This is a genomic window from Collinsella sp. AM29-10AC, from assembly GCF_003469085.1.
Taxonomy (GTDB): domain Bacteria; phylum Actinomycetota; class Coriobacteriia; order Coriobacteriales; family Coriobacteriaceae; genus Collinsella.
The window spans coordinates 75,492-90,135 of the sequence record NZ_QSKB01000007.1 but is presented as its reverse complement, the minus strand read 5'-3'; the positions used below and the strand labels follow the sequence as shown (position 1 = coordinate 90,135).

The 14,644-nt window shown below is 58.5% G+C and carries 13 protein-coding genes; 9 read left to right on the top strand and 4 right to left on the bottom strand.

Annotated features, from left to right (window positions below; all coding sequences use genetic code 11):
• Positions 1 to 266 precede the first annotated feature (266 nt).
• Genes DW754_RS03725 through DW754_RS03715 form a run of 3 tightly spaced genes read right to left on the bottom strand, consistent with a single transcriptional unit; the run spans position 267 to position 4,935 of the window.
• Positions 267 to 2,123, bottom strand: a complete 1,857-nt coding sequence (locus DW754_RS03725) for an ABC transporter ATP-binding protein (protein ID WP_233508939.1) — start codon at positions 2,121 to 2,123, stop codon at positions 267 to 269.
• The gene (locus tag DW754_RS03720) at positions 2,123 to 4,489 is read right to left on the bottom strand and encodes an ABC transporter ATP-binding protein (RefSeq protein ID WP_118071995.1); all 2,367 of its coding nucleotides are present in this window, start codon (positions 4,487 to 4,489) and stop codon (positions 2,123 to 2,125) included. Before DW754_RS03720 ends, DW754_RS03725 begins: the two co-directional genes overlap by 1 nt.
• The gene (locus DW754_RS03715; protein ID WP_117758358.1) at positions 4,486 to 4,935 is read right to left on the bottom strand and encodes a MarR family winged helix-turn-helix transcriptional regulator; all 450 of its coding nucleotides are present in this window, start codon (positions 4,933 to 4,935) and stop codon (positions 4,486 to 4,488) included. The genes DW754_RS03720 and DW754_RS03715 overlap by 4 nt, the downstream gene beginning before the upstream one ends.
• A gap of 537 nt (positions 4,936 to 5,472) precedes the next feature.
• Between DW754_RS03715 and pflB the strand changes: the two genes are divergently transcribed.
• The 9 genes from pflB to DW754_RS03670 all read left to right on the top strand — a co-directional run bounded on the left by pflB (position 5,473) and on the right by DW754_RS03670 (position 13,320).
• Positions 5,473 to 7,524 (top strand): formate C-acetyltransferase, encoded by a 2,052-nt coding sequence (pflB, locus tag DW754_RS03710; protein ID WP_117758359.1) that lies wholly within the window; start codon positions 5,473 to 5,475, stop codon positions 7,522 to 7,524.
• Positions 7,525 to 7,609: 85 nt separating this feature from the next.
• Positions 7,610 to 7,861, top strand: coding sequence for an autonomous glycyl radical cofactor GrcA3 (gene grcA3, locus DW754_RS03705; RefSeq protein WP_055252439.1), 252 nt, complete (start codon positions 7,610 to 7,612; stop codon positions 7,859 to 7,861).
• Between the two features lie 437 nt (positions 7,862 to 8,298).
• Positions 8,299 to 9,153 (top strand): DegV family protein, encoded by an 855-nt coding sequence (locus tag DW754_RS03700; RefSeq protein ID WP_117758360.1) that lies wholly within the window; start codon positions 8,299 to 8,301, stop codon positions 9,151 to 9,153.
• Positions 9,154 to 9,340: 187 nt separating this feature from the next.
• Positions 9,341 to 10,159: a pyruvate formate-lyase-activating protein gene (gene pflA, locus DW754_RS03695; protein ID WP_117758361.1), complete on the top strand. Its 819-nt coding sequence runs from the start codon at positions 9,341 to 9,343 to the stop codon at positions 10,157 to 10,159.
• Positions 10,160 to 10,208: 49 nt separating this feature from the next.
• The gene (locus DW754_RS03690) at positions 10,209 to 10,430 is read left to right on the top strand and encodes a hypothetical protein (RefSeq protein ID WP_117758362.1); all 222 of its coding nucleotides are present in this window, start codon (positions 10,209 to 10,211) and stop codon (positions 10,428 to 10,430) included.
• 78 nt (positions 10,431 to 10,508) lie between these two features.
• Positions 10,509 to 11,249, top strand: coding sequence for a 5'-methylthioadenosine/S-adenosylhomocysteine nucleosidase (mtnN, locus tag DW754_RS03685; RefSeq protein ID WP_099432169.1), 741 nt, complete (start codon positions 10,509 to 10,511; stop codon positions 11,247 to 11,249).
• A gap of 38 nt (positions 11,250 to 11,287) precedes the next feature.
• Positions 11,288 to 11,878 (top strand): ribosome biogenesis GTP-binding protein YihA/YsxC, encoded by a 591-nt coding sequence (gene yihA, locus DW754_RS03680; protein WP_055252447.1) that lies wholly within the window; start codon positions 11,288 to 11,290, stop codon positions 11,876 to 11,878.
• A 94-nt stretch (positions 11,879 to 11,972) separates the two neighbouring features.
• Positions 11,973 to 12,656, top strand: a complete 684-nt coding sequence (locus DW754_RS03675) for a DUF3990 domain-containing protein (RefSeq protein ID WP_117758363.1) — start codon at positions 11,973 to 11,975, stop codon at positions 12,654 to 12,656.
• 31 nt (positions 12,657 to 12,687) lie between these two features.
• Complete coding sequence (locus DW754_RS03670) at positions 12,688 to 13,320, top strand: helix-turn-helix transcriptional regulator (protein WP_117758364.1); 633 nt, start codon at positions 12,688 to 12,690, stop codon at positions 13,318 to 13,320.
• Between the two features lie 282 nt (positions 13,321 to 13,602).
• Here the strand turns inward: DW754_RS03670 and thrB are convergent, their stop codons facing one another.
• Positions 13,603 to 14,484, bottom strand: coding sequence for a homoserine kinase (thrB, locus tag DW754_RS03665; RefSeq protein WP_117648278.1), 882 nt, complete (start codon positions 14,482 to 14,484; stop codon positions 13,603 to 13,605).
• Between the last annotated feature and the right edge of the window lie 160 nt (positions 14,485 to 14,644).

Here is a 14,644-nt window from a genome sequence, read left to right as displayed (position 1 = left end):
AGGGCGGAGGCGGGGCATGCCCCGCCTCTTACACCACATCTCTGCGCGCTACCGCGTGCAAGCCGTGTGAGCAGCATTTGGGGCTGTTTTGGCTGTTACTAAAAAGGTGACAGTACTCATATTTGCCATTTTTTGCCCACAGGGCTTGGAGTGGGCCGTCAATCAGGTCCCAGGGGAGGCGGCTCGAGGCCCAAAGGACACAAAACGGGGGCGCAGGTTGTCCTGTGCCCCCGTTCTCGGGCGTCATCCGTTCCCTGCGGTCGAATCTACGCCGCTTCGTCGAACTGCGAGTTGTACAGGTCGGCGTAGAAGCCGCCCTGGGCGAGCAGCTCGTCGTGTGTGCCCTTCTCGACGATGTCACCGTCGCGAATCACCAAGATTACGTCGGCGTTGCGGATCGTGGACAGGCGATGCGCGATGACAAAGCTCGTTCGGCCCTGCATCAGCGCATCCATGGCGCGTTGGATGAGCTCCTCGGTTCGGGTGTCCACGTTAGAGGTCGCCTCGTCCAGAATCAGCGCCGGGCGGTCGGCCAAAATGGCGCGGGCAATAGTCACGAGCTGGCGCTGGCCCTGCGACAGGTTAGTGCCTTCCTCGTTGATCATAAAGTCGTAGCCGCCGGCGAGCGTATGGATAAAGTGGTCGCAGCGCGCGGCGCGTGCAGCAGCCTCGACTTCGGCATCGCTCGCATCGGGGCGTCCGTAGCGGATGTTCTCGCGGATGGTGCCGTTAAACAGCCAGGTATCCTGCAGCACCATGGCAAACTCGCCGCGCAGCGCCGCGCGGTCCCAGTCGCGCACGTCGACACCCTCAACGCGCAGCGAACCGCCGTCCACATCGTAGAAGCGCTGCAGCAGCTTAATGAGCGTGGTCTTGCCGGCGCCGGTGGGACCGACGATGGCGATGGTCTGGCCGGGCTGCGCCTCGCAGCTAAAGTCGTGGATGATGGTCTTGTCCGGCGTGTAGCCAAACTTGACATGGTCAAACTCCACGTGGCCGGGGCGCTTCTCGGGGATCTGCGCGTCGGCCTTCTGCTCCTCCTCGGGCGCGGCCAAGAACTCAAAGACACGCTCGGTGGCGGCGGCCATCGACTGCATCGTGTTGCTCACGTTGCCCAGCTGCTGCACGGGCTGCGTAAAGTTGCGAACGTACTGGATAAAGCTCTGAATATCGCCAGGCGTGGCATTGCCGGTCAGCGCGAGCTGCGCGCCCACCACGACGACGCCCACGTAGCCCATGTTGCCCACCAAGCTCATAAGCGGCATCATCAGGCCCGACAGGAACTGCGAGCGCCAGCCACTAATAAAGAGGCGGTCGTTTTGACGGTCGAACTCCTCGATCGAGGCCTCGGCGCGGTCGAACACCTGAATGACGTTCTGGCCGGCAAAGTCCTCCTCGATAATGCCGTTGACGGTGCCCAGGACCTGCTGTTGCTCGCGGAAGTACGGCTGCGAGAAGTGAATCATCACGGTCAGGATAATCGCGGCTGCCGGCAGCGTGAGCACGGTGACGCCGGTGAGCGGCAGGCTGATCGACAGCATCATGACGAGCACGCCGATAATCTGCGTCACTGACGTGATGAGCTGCGTCACGCTCTGGTTGAGTGACTGACCCAGCGTATCGACGTCGTTGGTGATGCGGCTGAGCACGTCGCCCTTGCTGTGGCCGTTGAAGTAGCTCATCGGCACGACGGCGATCTTGGCGGCGATCTCCTTGCGCATGCGATAGCAGATCTTTTGCGTGACGCCGGTCATGAGCCAGCCCTGGATGAGGCTGCAGACAGAGCTTGCCAGATACAGGCAGAGCAAAAAGCCGAGCGTCTTGGCGATCCAGGCAAAGTCGACATCGCCGGTACCGTTGACCTTGGAGACCAGGCCTTCGAACAGTTTGGTCGTAACCTGGCCGAGCACCTTGGGTCCCACAATGTTAAAGATGACCGAGCACACGGCAAAGGCGACGGCGGCAAACACGGCAATCTTGTGCTGACCGATATAGCCGAGTAGCTGCCTCATGGTGCCCTTAAAGTCCTTGGCCTTTTCGCCGCGGCCCATGCCACCCATGCGGCCCATGGGACCGCGCCGGCGGGTGGGCTTGGGAATCTGAGTCTTGGTCTTGTCTGCCATTAGTGCTCGCCTCCTTCCATGACGGCTTCAATCTCTTCTTGGGTAAGCCCCAACTCCTCGGCGGAAAGCTGCGACTGTGCGATCTCCAGGTACGCCGGGCAGTTGTGCAGCAGCTCCTCGTGCGTACCGGTGCCCACCACGTGGCCGTCGTCGAGCACGATAATCTGGTCGGCGTGCATGATGGTCGCGATGCGCTGGGCCACGACCACGAGCGCGGCGTCGGTAACGTTTTTGGCAAGCTCCTCGCGCAGGCGCGCGTCTGTTTTGTAGTCGAGGGCGCTAAACGAGTCATCGAACACCACGACCTCGGGCTTTTTGGCCAAAGCGCGTGCGATGGCCAGACGCTGGCGCTGACCGCCCGAGACATTGGAGCCGCCCTGGCTGATGGGGGAGTCGTAGCCGCCCTCGCGCTCGGCGATAAAGTCCTCGGCTTGGGCGATGCGCGCGGCCCGGTGCATGTCCTCGTCGCTCACCATGTCGCCGGCAAACTTGAGGTTGCTCTCAACGGTGCCCGAGAACAGACGACCCTGCTGCGGGATGTAACCAATGCGGCGGCGCAGCTCGGAAAGGGTCATGTCGCGCACGTCGATGCCGTCGAGCGAAATGCTGCCGCCCGTGACGTCGTACAGGCGCGGAATCAGCTGCACGAGCGTGGACTTGCCCGAGCCCGTGGAGCCGATGATGCCGAGCATCTGACCGGCGTGCGTGGTGAAGTTCACGCCGCTAATGACATCGGCGCGGGCATCGGGATACTGGAAGCTCACGTCGCGGAAAGTGAGCTCACCGTGCGGCGCGCTGGCCGCGGGCAGTTTGGGCGAGGCGGGGTCGTTGATGCTCGTGGGGCAAGTGATGACCTCTTCCACGCGCTCGGCTGCGACCTCGGCACGGGGCAGGATAACCGAAACCATGGTGAGGATCATAAACGCCATGACGATCTGCATGGTATAGGAGATAAACGCCATCATGTTGCCGACCTGCATCACGCCGTCGGACACACCCTGTGCGCCAAACCAGACGATAAGCACGGTGATGCAGTTCATGACGAGCATCATGAGCGGCATCATAAAGCTCATAGCTCGGTTGGTGTAGAGCTGTGTGGTCATCAGGTCGAGCGATGCCTTGTCAAAACGCTCGAGCTCATGCTCCTCGCGGTTGAACGAGCGGATGGGCATAAGGCCGTCGAGCAGCTCGCGGGCGGTGAGGTTCACGCGGTCCACAAAGCTCTGCATCTTTTTGAACTTGGGCATGGTAAGGCCCATGAGCACGCCGACGACGGCCGAGACCGCGATGATGGCCACGGCGATGGTCCACTCCAGGCCGGTGTGGTTGGCCAGGACGCGCATGACCGCGACGATACCCATGACAGGCGCCATGAGGCACATGCGAATGAACAGAGTCGCTGCCATCTGGATCTGCTGAATGTCGTTGGTGCAGCGGGTGATGAGCGAGGCCTGGCTAAACTTGCCCACCTCGGCCGGCGAGAAGTGCATGACCTTGTTGAAGGTCTCGCGGCGCAGGTCGCGGGCGATGGAGCAGGCGGTGCGCGACGCCACAGCGCCGGTCAGGATGGTGGCGACCAGCGAGATCAGGCACAGGCCAAACATCGTGGTCGCCATGCGGCTCAGGTAGGCGTTCTGCACGTCGGCGGGGTCGATGCCCTGCGCCTTGTACTCGTCCTGCACGTAGGTCACGGCGCGCTGCGTGACGATAGAGCCCGACATGGAGCCCATTTTGTCCGCCATTTCGTTGGCGCCTTCGACGAGCTTGCCCTGGTCGATCAAGCCACCTTCAACGCCCAGACGCAGGCTCTTCATGGTGATCTTGCCGCCGTCGGCATCAATCTGCTTTTGCATGTTCTTTGCCGCTGCGGCCTTCTGCTGCATCTCGGCGAGCTGCTCGGGCGTCATCGCCGCCATCTGCTCGGGGGTGGGCATGTCTTGGGCGGCGCTGTTGTCTTTTTCGCTGGACGTGCCCATCATGTCGCCCATGGAGCTGGCGTCGATGCCCTGGTTGAGCGAAAGGACGACGGTCTCGGGCAGGCTCATGATGTCGGCAATCTTGCCGCCGTCGGCGCGCTCCTCCTCGGTGCCCTTGTACGTTCGAATGCCGTTGTTGTCCGCCTTGCTAAACACGGCATCCACAGCTTTGGCGTCCTTGGCGCCCATAAAGAGCTTGAGGTCATCGAGCGATTCGGCGCGAATGGTGTCGGGCACGGGTGAGGCGATGCCGCCTTGCTGCACGCCCACATCGACGATGTCACTCATATACGTAGGCAGCGCTAGGTCGGCATTGCAACTGATTACGATAAGTACGATAGCCGTGAGCAGCGCCAGGACATGTTTTTTAAAGAGCTTGAGAATCCTCACTCGGCATCTCTCCTTTCTTGGTTGCGGTCGATAATTTCGTTGGCACGCCTTAGAAGGCGCACCATCTCTTGGGTATCCGTTTCGCCGAGCTGCTCGAGAAAGGCCGCGGTGCGGTCCTCGAATTCCCGACGTTTGATTTCGAGGTCTTGTCGGCCTTTGTCGGTCACCGTGACGTGTACGCGACGACGGTCGGTTTTTGAGTGCTCGCGCTCGACCCAGCCCTTGCCCTCGAGGGCGCGCAGGATGTTGGCGATACGGGCGCTCGAGACCCAAGCGCGATCGGCGAGTTCGCTCGGCGTAAGCGAACCGCCGGCGAGCATGAGAGCGCGCATGACGGCCATCTCGCCGCCCATCGCCTGGTCGACAAAACGCGAAACGTGCTGGTGCATGCTGCCAAACTCGGTAAAGAGCTGACGCCCAAGCTCATGGAAATCGGTATCTTCCACCGAAAACCCCTAACACTAGAAACTATTTTTGGTGAAAGATGATACCCCTGTATGCACACCTTATGCGGTAGATTTTGGGACATGCCTAGAAAACTCTCCGTACACCGTCGGTACCAGCAAAGTTGGGGGCAGATTGTTAGACATGTCCTAAAGCCTACTCAGAGGCACTTTACCCTGCTAAAGCTGGCATAACAGCTAGAGCGCAGGACGTATAAAGGCAAGGGGAAATATCAAGCGATTCGGTGAACGGTAGCCGATGGCGGGAGCGTTTCCTGCGGATTTGTTAAAAACACCCTTATGGTATAAAAAAAGGAACATATAACAGCCCTGATGAGAGGGGTGGCTATGTTATCCTTCACAGACGGGTGAAATCTTGGGTTTAGGGTTGCAAGACCAAGGTGAATAAACGTTTTTCCCTGTGCTAATGTGCGGCGGAAAGCGAATGAAGCCGGTCATGCAGGTCTAACATTCAAGAATTCAATAAGCAGCGGTGTGAGAGAGCGCCGCATTACACGTAACTAGGAGCGTGGTTACACAATGCAGGAGGCATGGGAAGGCTTCAAGGAAGGCATCTGGACGGGAGAGGTTGACGTCCGAGACTTCATCCAGAAGAACTACACCCCCTACGAGGGCGACGAGTCGTTCCTCGCCGGTCCGACCGAGCGTACCAAGGAGCTGTGGGGCGAGGTTCTCGACCTGCTGCTCAAGGAGCGCGAGCAGGGCGGCGTCCTCGATATGGACACCAAGACCGTCACGGGTATCGTGAGCCACCCCGCTGGCTACATCGATAACGCCCATCGCGACAAGGAGACCATCGTCGGCCTCCAGACCGACAAGCCGCTCAAGCGTGCGCTGCACGTCAACGGTGGTATCCGCATCGCTTGCCAGGCTGCCAGCCAGCACGGCTACAAGATCGACGAGAACGTTGTCGAGCGCTACACCTTCGAGCGCAAGACCCACAACGCCGGCGTCTTCGATGTCTACACCCCCGAGATGCGCGCCTGCCGTTCGGCCCACATCATCACCGGTCTGCCCGATGGCTATGGCCGCGGCCGCATCATTGGCGACTACCGTCGTGTCGCCCTGTACGGTGTCGACTACCTGATCAAGGACAAGGAGGCCCAGAAGGCTTCCACCCCGACGGTCATGACCGCCGACAACATTCGCGATCGTGAGGAGCTGCAGGAGCAGATCCGCGCCCTCGGCGAGCTCAAGATGATGGCCGAGACCTATGGTTTCGACATTTCCAACCCTGCTACCAACACGCAGGAGGCCATCCAGTGGATGTACTTCGCCTACCTCGCTTCCGTCAAGGAGCAGAACGGCGCCGCTATGTCCATCGGCCGTACCTCTACGTTCATCGACATTTACGCTGAGCGCGACCTTGCCAACGGTACCTTCACCGAGGAGCAGATCCAGGAGTTCGTGGATCACTTCATCATGAAGCTCCGCATGGTCAAGTTTGCCCGTACCCCCGAGTACCAGGCCCTGTTCACCGGCGATCCGCAGTGGGTCACCGAGTCCATCGGCGGCATGGGTGTTGACGGCCGTACGCTCGTTACCAAGATGAGCTACCGCTACCTGCACACGCTCGAGAACATGGGCACCAGCCCCGAGCCCAACATGACCGTTCTGTGGTCGACCCGTCTGCCCGAGAACTTCAAGAAGTTCTGCGCCAAGACTTCTGTCGCCAGCTCCTCGATCCAGTACGAGAACGACGACCTCATGCGCGTTTACCACGGCGACGACTACGGCATCGCCTGCTGCGTGTCCTCCATGCGCATCGGCAAGGAGATGCAGTTCTTCGGCGCTCGCGCCAACCTGGCCAAGTGCCTGCTGTACGCACTCAACGGCGGTGTTGACGAGGTCTCCAAGAAGCAGGTCGGCCCCAAGTACCGCGCCGTCGAGGGCGATACGCTCGATTACGACGACGTTGTGGCAAAGTACAACGACATGATGAAGTGGCTCGCTGGCGTGTACGTCAACTCGCTGAACATCATTCACTACATGCACGACAAGTATTGCTACGAGCGCATCCAGATGGCTCTGCACGACAAGCACGTGCATCGCTGGTTCGCTACGGGCATCGCTGGCCTTTCCGTCGTGGCTGACTCCCTGTCCGCCATCAAGTACGCCAAGGTCCACCCCGTCCGTGACGAGAACGGCATCATCGTCGACTTCGAGACCGAGGGCGAGTTCCCCAAGTACGGTAACGACGACGACCGCGTCGACCAGATCGCTCACGACGTTGTGCACCAGTTCATGGAGTACATCCGCATGAACGACACCTACCGCAACTCCGTGCCCACGACCTCGGTTCTGACCATCACCTCCAACGTCGTGTACGGCAAGAAGACCGGTTCTACGCCTGATGGCCGCAAGGCTGGCCAGCCCTTCGCCCCGGGTGCTAACCCCATGCACAAGCGCGATAGCCACGGCGCCATCGCTTCGCTGTCTTCGGTTTCCAAGCTCCCGTTCCGCGATGCTCAGGACGGCATCTCCAACACCTTCTCCATCATCCCGGGCGCGCTCGGCAAGGAGGACCAGGTGTTCTTTGGCGATATCGACCTTGATCAGCTGGGCGAGTAACTATTGTTAGTGCTATACTAACAATAACGATTACTGATTGGCGCGCCGGTTTCGGCCGGCGCCTATCAATCGAAGGAGACACATTATGAAGGTTTCTGAAGTTTCCGAGACTCAGGCCGATAACCTGGTCCACATGCTCGACGCTTACGCCGAGAAGGGTGGCCACCACCTGAACATCAACGTCTTCAACCGTGAGACGTTGCTCGATGCTCAGGCTCACCCCGAGAAGTACCCGCAGCTGACCATCCGCGTTTCCGGCTATGCCGTGAACTTCCACACGCTCACCAAGGAGCAGCAGGACGAGGTCATTTCGCGTACCTTCCACAACAAGTTCTAAAGGGGTTTAACTCCCGCAGGATCGCCGGGGCTGTTTGGGCTACCTCCCAAAACGTCCTCGGACATGCAAGAAGCCCTCGCTGCGCACTTCGTGCGGCGAGGGCTTCTTGCGTCCTGCGGAAAGTTTTGGGAGGTAGCCCAAACAGCCCCGGCGGGGTCCTGTGTAGTTACTCTTTAGGCGGAACTCTCCTGATGGGTTGAGAGTTCTGGATACTTGCTTGCTACCGTTTATCGCGTATAGCTACCGTTTGCGGAATAAGTAACACTCCTTCATAAACCGTGTAAAATCTCAAAGAAGCACGGAGTTTTTCAGGGAGACGCTGTCCTTTGCTGTGGGCGAAGGGCGGCGTCTCTCTGGCGCTTGTGAGTCGTTGTTCAATGGGGCGGCGAGCGTGCGCGTGTAATACATAGTCAACGTCGAGATGGGTCGTGATGATAATGGGCAAGTACGTAATCGTGGTTGAGTCTGGGTCGGATGTGACGCCGGAGCTCTGCGAGCGCTACGGCATCGTGCGCGTGCCTATGCATGTCACGATTGGTGACGAGACCGTCGAGGACGGCTCGATCGATCCGCTCGAGATTTACTCGCGCTGTAACGAGTTTGGTGTGATGCCCAAGACCAGTGGCTGTTCGCCAGCGGATTTTGCGCATGTGTACGACCGCATCCATGCCGAGCAACCCGACGCGACTATTTTGCATCTTGCATATTCCGAGGCCACGACCTGTTCGCATCAGTCCTCTAAGATTGCGGCCCAGGGGCGCGACTACGTGTTCTCCATGGACACGCGCTTTGTCTCGGTGGGCCAGTCGCTCGTTGTCGTCGAGACTGCCAAATACATCGAGGCTCACCCCGATGCCACCGTCGACGAGATCTTTGCATTTACGAACTCCGTCATGGACCGCGTGCTGCTGGGCTTTGTTCCTACGGACCTTGCCTTCCTTAAGGCGGGCGGTCGCTTGTCCAACGTCGCGTTCCTGGGCGCCCATCTGCTCAAGATTAAGCCCTGCATTGAGGTAACGGGCGGCAAGTTCGTGGCAACCAAGAAGTTCCGCGGCTCTATGCTCAAATGCGCCCGCGCCTTTATTGACCACATGGTTGCCAAGGGCGAGATCGACTACTCGCACATTGGCTTGGCATATTCGGTAGGTCTTTCCGAGGAGCTGCGCGACGACATGGAAGTCTATGCGCACGACCTGGGCTTTAAGGACATTACCTGGACTCAGGTCGGCGGCGTCATCTCGAGCCATTGCGGCCCGACCGCCTTCGGCGCGGTGCTCACGCTCAAGGCGTAAGGCCTGGCGTCTATCGATATCTATTGTCTCGGCGGCGGGTGGGTTGTGACAACCTTCCCGCCGCTTTTGTGTGGGGCCAAATAGAACAACCCAATTGACCACTAAACCGTTTCACCATCATGCGTATGGGCTAGAATGGCTCTGGCATTTTAATTGGTTGCATCCAAGGAGAGGCAAGGTAGCGCGAATGGCAGAAATGACGCTTGAGGGTGTGGACGCTCGTCCCGAGGACTCTGCGTATGCCCTGGGTCGCGTGCATTCGATCGAGACGATGGGAACGGTCGACGGACCCGGCATCCGCTTTGTGGTGTTTGTTCAGGGCTGTCCCATGCGCTGCGCGTATTGCCACAATCCCGATACCTGGTCTGTTAACGGCGGCACGATGGTGACCGTCGAGCATCTCATGGACGAGTTCCAGAGCAACCATGAGTTCTACCGTAGCGGCGGCATTACCGTTTCGGGTGGCGAACCGCTCCTGCAGCCCGAGTTTTTGGCCGACCTGTTCCGTGCAATGCACAACAATCCCGATGGCCGTGTGCATACCTGCCTAGATAGCTGTGGCTACGCCTTCGACCCTCAGCATCCCGAGAAGTTCGATGCCGTGCTCAACGAGACCGATATGGTGCTGCTCGACATCAAGCATGCCGATCCGGTTGAGCATAAAAAGCTGACCGGTTGCGATCCTGCGCGCATCCTGGCGTTTGGCGATGAGCTTGCCCATCGCAAGATTAAGGTTGTTATTCGCCATGTGGTGGTGCCGGGTATCACCGACACGGCGGAGGAATGCGAGAAGCTAGGTCGCCTGATCGCTCCATGGCACAACGTGGTGGGCCTGGAGATGCTGCCGTATCACACCATGGGTGTCGTCAAATACGAGCAGCTGGGGATTCCCTATAAGCTTGAGGGCGTGCCCCAGATGGATACCGCGCGCATGCCCGAGCTGCGCAACGCCGTCATGACGGGCATGAAAAAGCGCCGCGCCGAACTCAAAAACGCCATCGACTAGCGAGCCATTTTCGCCCCCAAGGGCACTCATTGGGGACAGACTTAAATGAGTGCGCGATGGCATTGCGGGCGAGCATGTTTTGGTGCGCAACAAGGCAGGCTGGATTAGCGAGGATGGTTACTATTCGACATGCGATGCGGGCCTTATCGGCATCGATGGTCGTACCTATGTCATGAGCGTCATGACATCGATGCCGTGGGGCGACCGCTCGAGCGAGGTTACGGCCGTGATTGCAAAGGCTCTGTTTGATATGCGAGCTGCGCTGGCTTAGCGTGTTCGTTTGGCGAGGTCAAACAAAATGCTGGTACCATACCGTGGTTGAGAATTTCGTATAGGTTTGGGGAATGGTATGGCTACCATCGCGATTATCGGTGCGCTCGAAAAAGAGATCATGCAGATTAAGGAAGAGCTGAGCGACGTTTGCGAGGCACGGGAGGCAGGCTTGACCGTTGTGAGCGGCGAGCTCGACGGCCTGACAGTCGTCGCCACAACGGCGGGCATGGGCACGGTGAACGCCGCCGCTGCAACACAGCACCTCATTAGCAAGTATGCTCCGCAGGCTGTTGTGTTTTCGGGCATTGCGGGCGGTTTGAACCCCAAGCTCCATATCGACGACGTGGTCATTGGCAAACGCCTACGCTATCTGGATACCGATACCGCGCTTATCGCCGAGTCCGCACCGGGGCTTGAGGAGTTTGGTTCGACGCCCGCGCTGGTCGATATTGCCGTCGACGTGCTTGCTGAGCGTGGGTTCGTTGACGCTTCGACAAATGCAGTCGCTTCGAACGAGGGCACCAAACAGTTCCTGGTCGGCACGATTGCCACGGGTAACCGCTTTGTGACGGGCGCCGCCATGCGTAACGACGCTATCGAAGCGACGCATGCCGATTGTGTCGGCATGGAGGGCGCGGCGATTGCCCATGTCGCAACCAAAAATGGTGTCGATTGCCTGGTGTTGCGCGCTATCAGCGATAATTGTGACGAGGCGTACGATGCAATTTGCGACCGAGAGTTCGATCTGTTCGAGTACGCGCGTGTCGCAAGTAACATCACGCTCGATATCGTCCGCCGCATTGCCGCTGCGCAATAGCGCGCTCTTTTGTAAGAACCTACGACCAAGGAGTGTCCATGGCCGATTCCATTAACTACCAGCTTGCCAAGTTCGTCGCCAGCTACGGCAAGGTTTCGCAGATTCCCGAGTCCACCTGCCCCGAAGTGAGCTTTGTCGGCCGCTCCAATGTGGGCAAGTCGTCGATTATGAACAAGCTCTTTGGCCGCAAGAACCTGGTCAAGGTTTCGAGCACACCGGGCAAGACAAGCAACATCAATTTCTTCGAGGCCGACGACGTGCACTTCGTCGACCTGCCGGGCTATGGTTTCGCCCGTCGTTCTAAGGCCGAGCGCGACCGCTGGGCCGAGCTTATCGGCGACTTTTTCGACTCCGAGCGCAGCTTTAACTTGGTCGTCTCGCTGGTGGACATTCGTCACGACCCCAGCAAGCTCGATCATGACATGATCGACTACCTGCAGGGCAACGAGTTCAACTTTATCGTCTGCCTCACCAAAGCCGACAAGCTCAGCCGCACCCAGCAGGCCCGCCAGGCGGCAGCCATCAAAAAGCAGCTCAACGTCCCGGCCGAAAACGTAATCATCACAAGCTCCCAGACCGGCACCGGCATCGATGAACTCAAGCGCCGCATCGCCGAGGCCTGCCTCTAATCGGGCTGCAACCCCTCAAAAGCTCTCATCTATATCACCCCAGTGATAGTTATTGGTAAACTATCACTGGGGTGATATTTTTTAGGAGGTCGATATGGAGCTTTGGCACGGGTCGGAGGTTGTTGTCGAGCATCCATCGTTGGATAAATGCAGGCAATTCAATGACTATGGGCGCGGGTTTTATTGCACGCCACATGAGGAAATGGCAATGGAATGGGCATGCCGGACCGAGTCTGATGGCATTGCCAATCGATATGAGCTTGATTTAGATGGCCTTGCGATTTTGGATTTGGAATCAGGTGAGTTCTCGATTCTCAACTGGCTTGCAATTCTGGCGAATAACAGAGAGTTCAATGTTTCAACGCCAGTAGCACGCGAGGGGCTTCGTTATCTGCTGGATAACTGCCTGATTGATATTTCTCCCTATGACGTTATTCGAGGCTATCGTGCAGACGATTCCTATTTCTCGTTTGCAAGACAGTTTGTCAATGGCATGATCTCGCTCAGGCAATTGCAGCGCATTATGTTTTTGGGGGATTTGGGCATTCAATATGCGCTCATGAGTGAGCGTGCGTTCTCGGCGATTAAGTTCCGCGATTGGAAGCAGGCCTCGGGAGCTGAGTTTTATCCCAAACGATTTGAGCGAGAACAGAACGCTCGACGAAAGTACCTGGATACGGTAAACGGATTTGACTCTGATGGTGTCGACATTAGGGATTTGATGGCAGGGAGGGTTGATTTAAATGATCCAAGAGTTAACGGATCGTGGGCCGAGTAGGACATACCCCGTCTACTACCTTGAGGATGCAATGAACAACCTCGGCGACTGCTTTGACTATGCCGTTAACGATTATGGGGCAGAAGGATCGGAAGTTGCTGAACTCTTTTGCCTGAGCGGCGTAGCCCGCGAGTTCGAACGCGGCAACGCATGGGTCGTATCGGGAAAATCGGGCGTTGAGCTGTTTGCGCTCATTGCCGAAAGGTTCGGCTATCAATCAAGGCCGATGCCAAATCGAACCTACCGATTCGAAAAGACACCGGAATATTGGACAGGCTGGATATTGGCATACCTTCAGTGGCGCCTAGGAGAGTCTTTCGAAGATTTGCTGCATGTCGTTCCATTCGATGTGCTACGCAGTCTGTACTACCCCTGGCACGAAGCCTCAGAGGAACGTGTGGCGCGTCTTATTTGCGATATGGCGAAGAAAACACCTCGTCAAACTAAACTGGCGCAAGCAAGAAAGAGGCTCAAGAAAACCCAACAAGACCTGGCATACGAATCGGGCGTATCACTCCGCTCAATCCAAATGTACGAGCAGCGCCAGAGAAACATCAATGAAGCTTCGGTTACAAGCGTAAGAGCCATAGCAAAAGCCCTCCACTGCAACATCGAAGACCTCCTAGAACCAGTCTTCGAATACAAAGAAACCAGCGCCGCCTAAACCAAGCACACAGCCGATGCCCGCCTCTAGGAAGTGCTCCAGCCTAGCAAGAGCCCCTACCAATAAAAAGCAACTATCAGCCCGGCGACTTTCCAGAGCGTAGGTTCCTGTAGCCGCCGCCAGCGAAGTTAACGTAGGGGAGGCCAGGGGCTTTGCCCCCAAATCTTTCCGCAGGACGGCAGGACCCCCGCCGCACGAAGTGCGCAGCGGGGGTCCTGCCATGTCCGAGGACGATTTGGGGGCAAAGCCCCTGGCCTCCCCGGCGGGTATAAGGTACGGCGACTACAGGTATTCGATCTGGGCGCCTTCCGTGTCGCACGTCAGAATGTGCGTGTCGCATTTGGGGAACTGCTCGCGCAGCTTGACCTGCAGGAACTTGGCTACGATAGTGTCATCGGTTACAGCCATAAGGGTCGAGCCGGAGCCACTGATCCAGATGGTCTTGGCGCCGCCATTAAGGCAGGTGTCGCGCACAGCGTTGTAATCGGGAATCAGGCGGCGGCGATAGGGCTCCTGGATGCGGTCGTCGTTGGCGGCGGCAATCAGGTCAAGGTCGCCGGTCTCCAGGCCGCGCGTCATGCCGGCGATGCGGCCCATTTGCCATACGGCGGTGGAGAGTGGAATCTCCTGCGGCACAACCTTGCGCGCCTCGCTCGTATGCACCTCGTAGGGCGGAATCACGGTAATAAAACGCAAGCGATCGCTCACCTCGTAGCGCAGGCACTGGGGGAGCGAATCAGTCGGCGTAAAGGAGCAAACGGCACCGCCCAGGATGGCAGGGGCGACGTTATCGGGATGGCCCTCGACCTCGGTGGCAATGCGGACGAGCTCGGCACGGTCGACGGTGTGGCCCGTCAGCGCGGCGGCCGCCATGATGCCAGCGACGACGCAGGTGGAGCTGGAACCCAAGCCGCGAGCGACGGGCACGTCGGTCTGGATGTCGATGGCAACGGGGAAGGCCTGCTCGCCCCAGGCGGCCAGAGCATCGACAAAGCTCACATAGACCAGGTTGTTCTCGTTTTGGAACTCCTCGGGGCAGCCCGTGATGGTGAGCTTGTCGGTACGCTCGAAGGTGAAGTGCGAGTAGAGGCTGACGGCCATGCCGAGGGTGTCGTAGCCGATGCCTAGGTTGGCGCTGGTTGCTGGGACGGTGATTTTGATCATGTGGGTCCTCCTGGGCGGGTCTGGCCGTTTAGTTCGCTGCTCGGGCAGTCCTGGCTCGCTCGGAAAGCACATTAAGTGCTTTCCGGCTCGTGCGGAACTCGCGACGAACTAAACGGCCAGACCCGCTCGCATGCTCGTCATCATCCCGAAAGCTTAATAA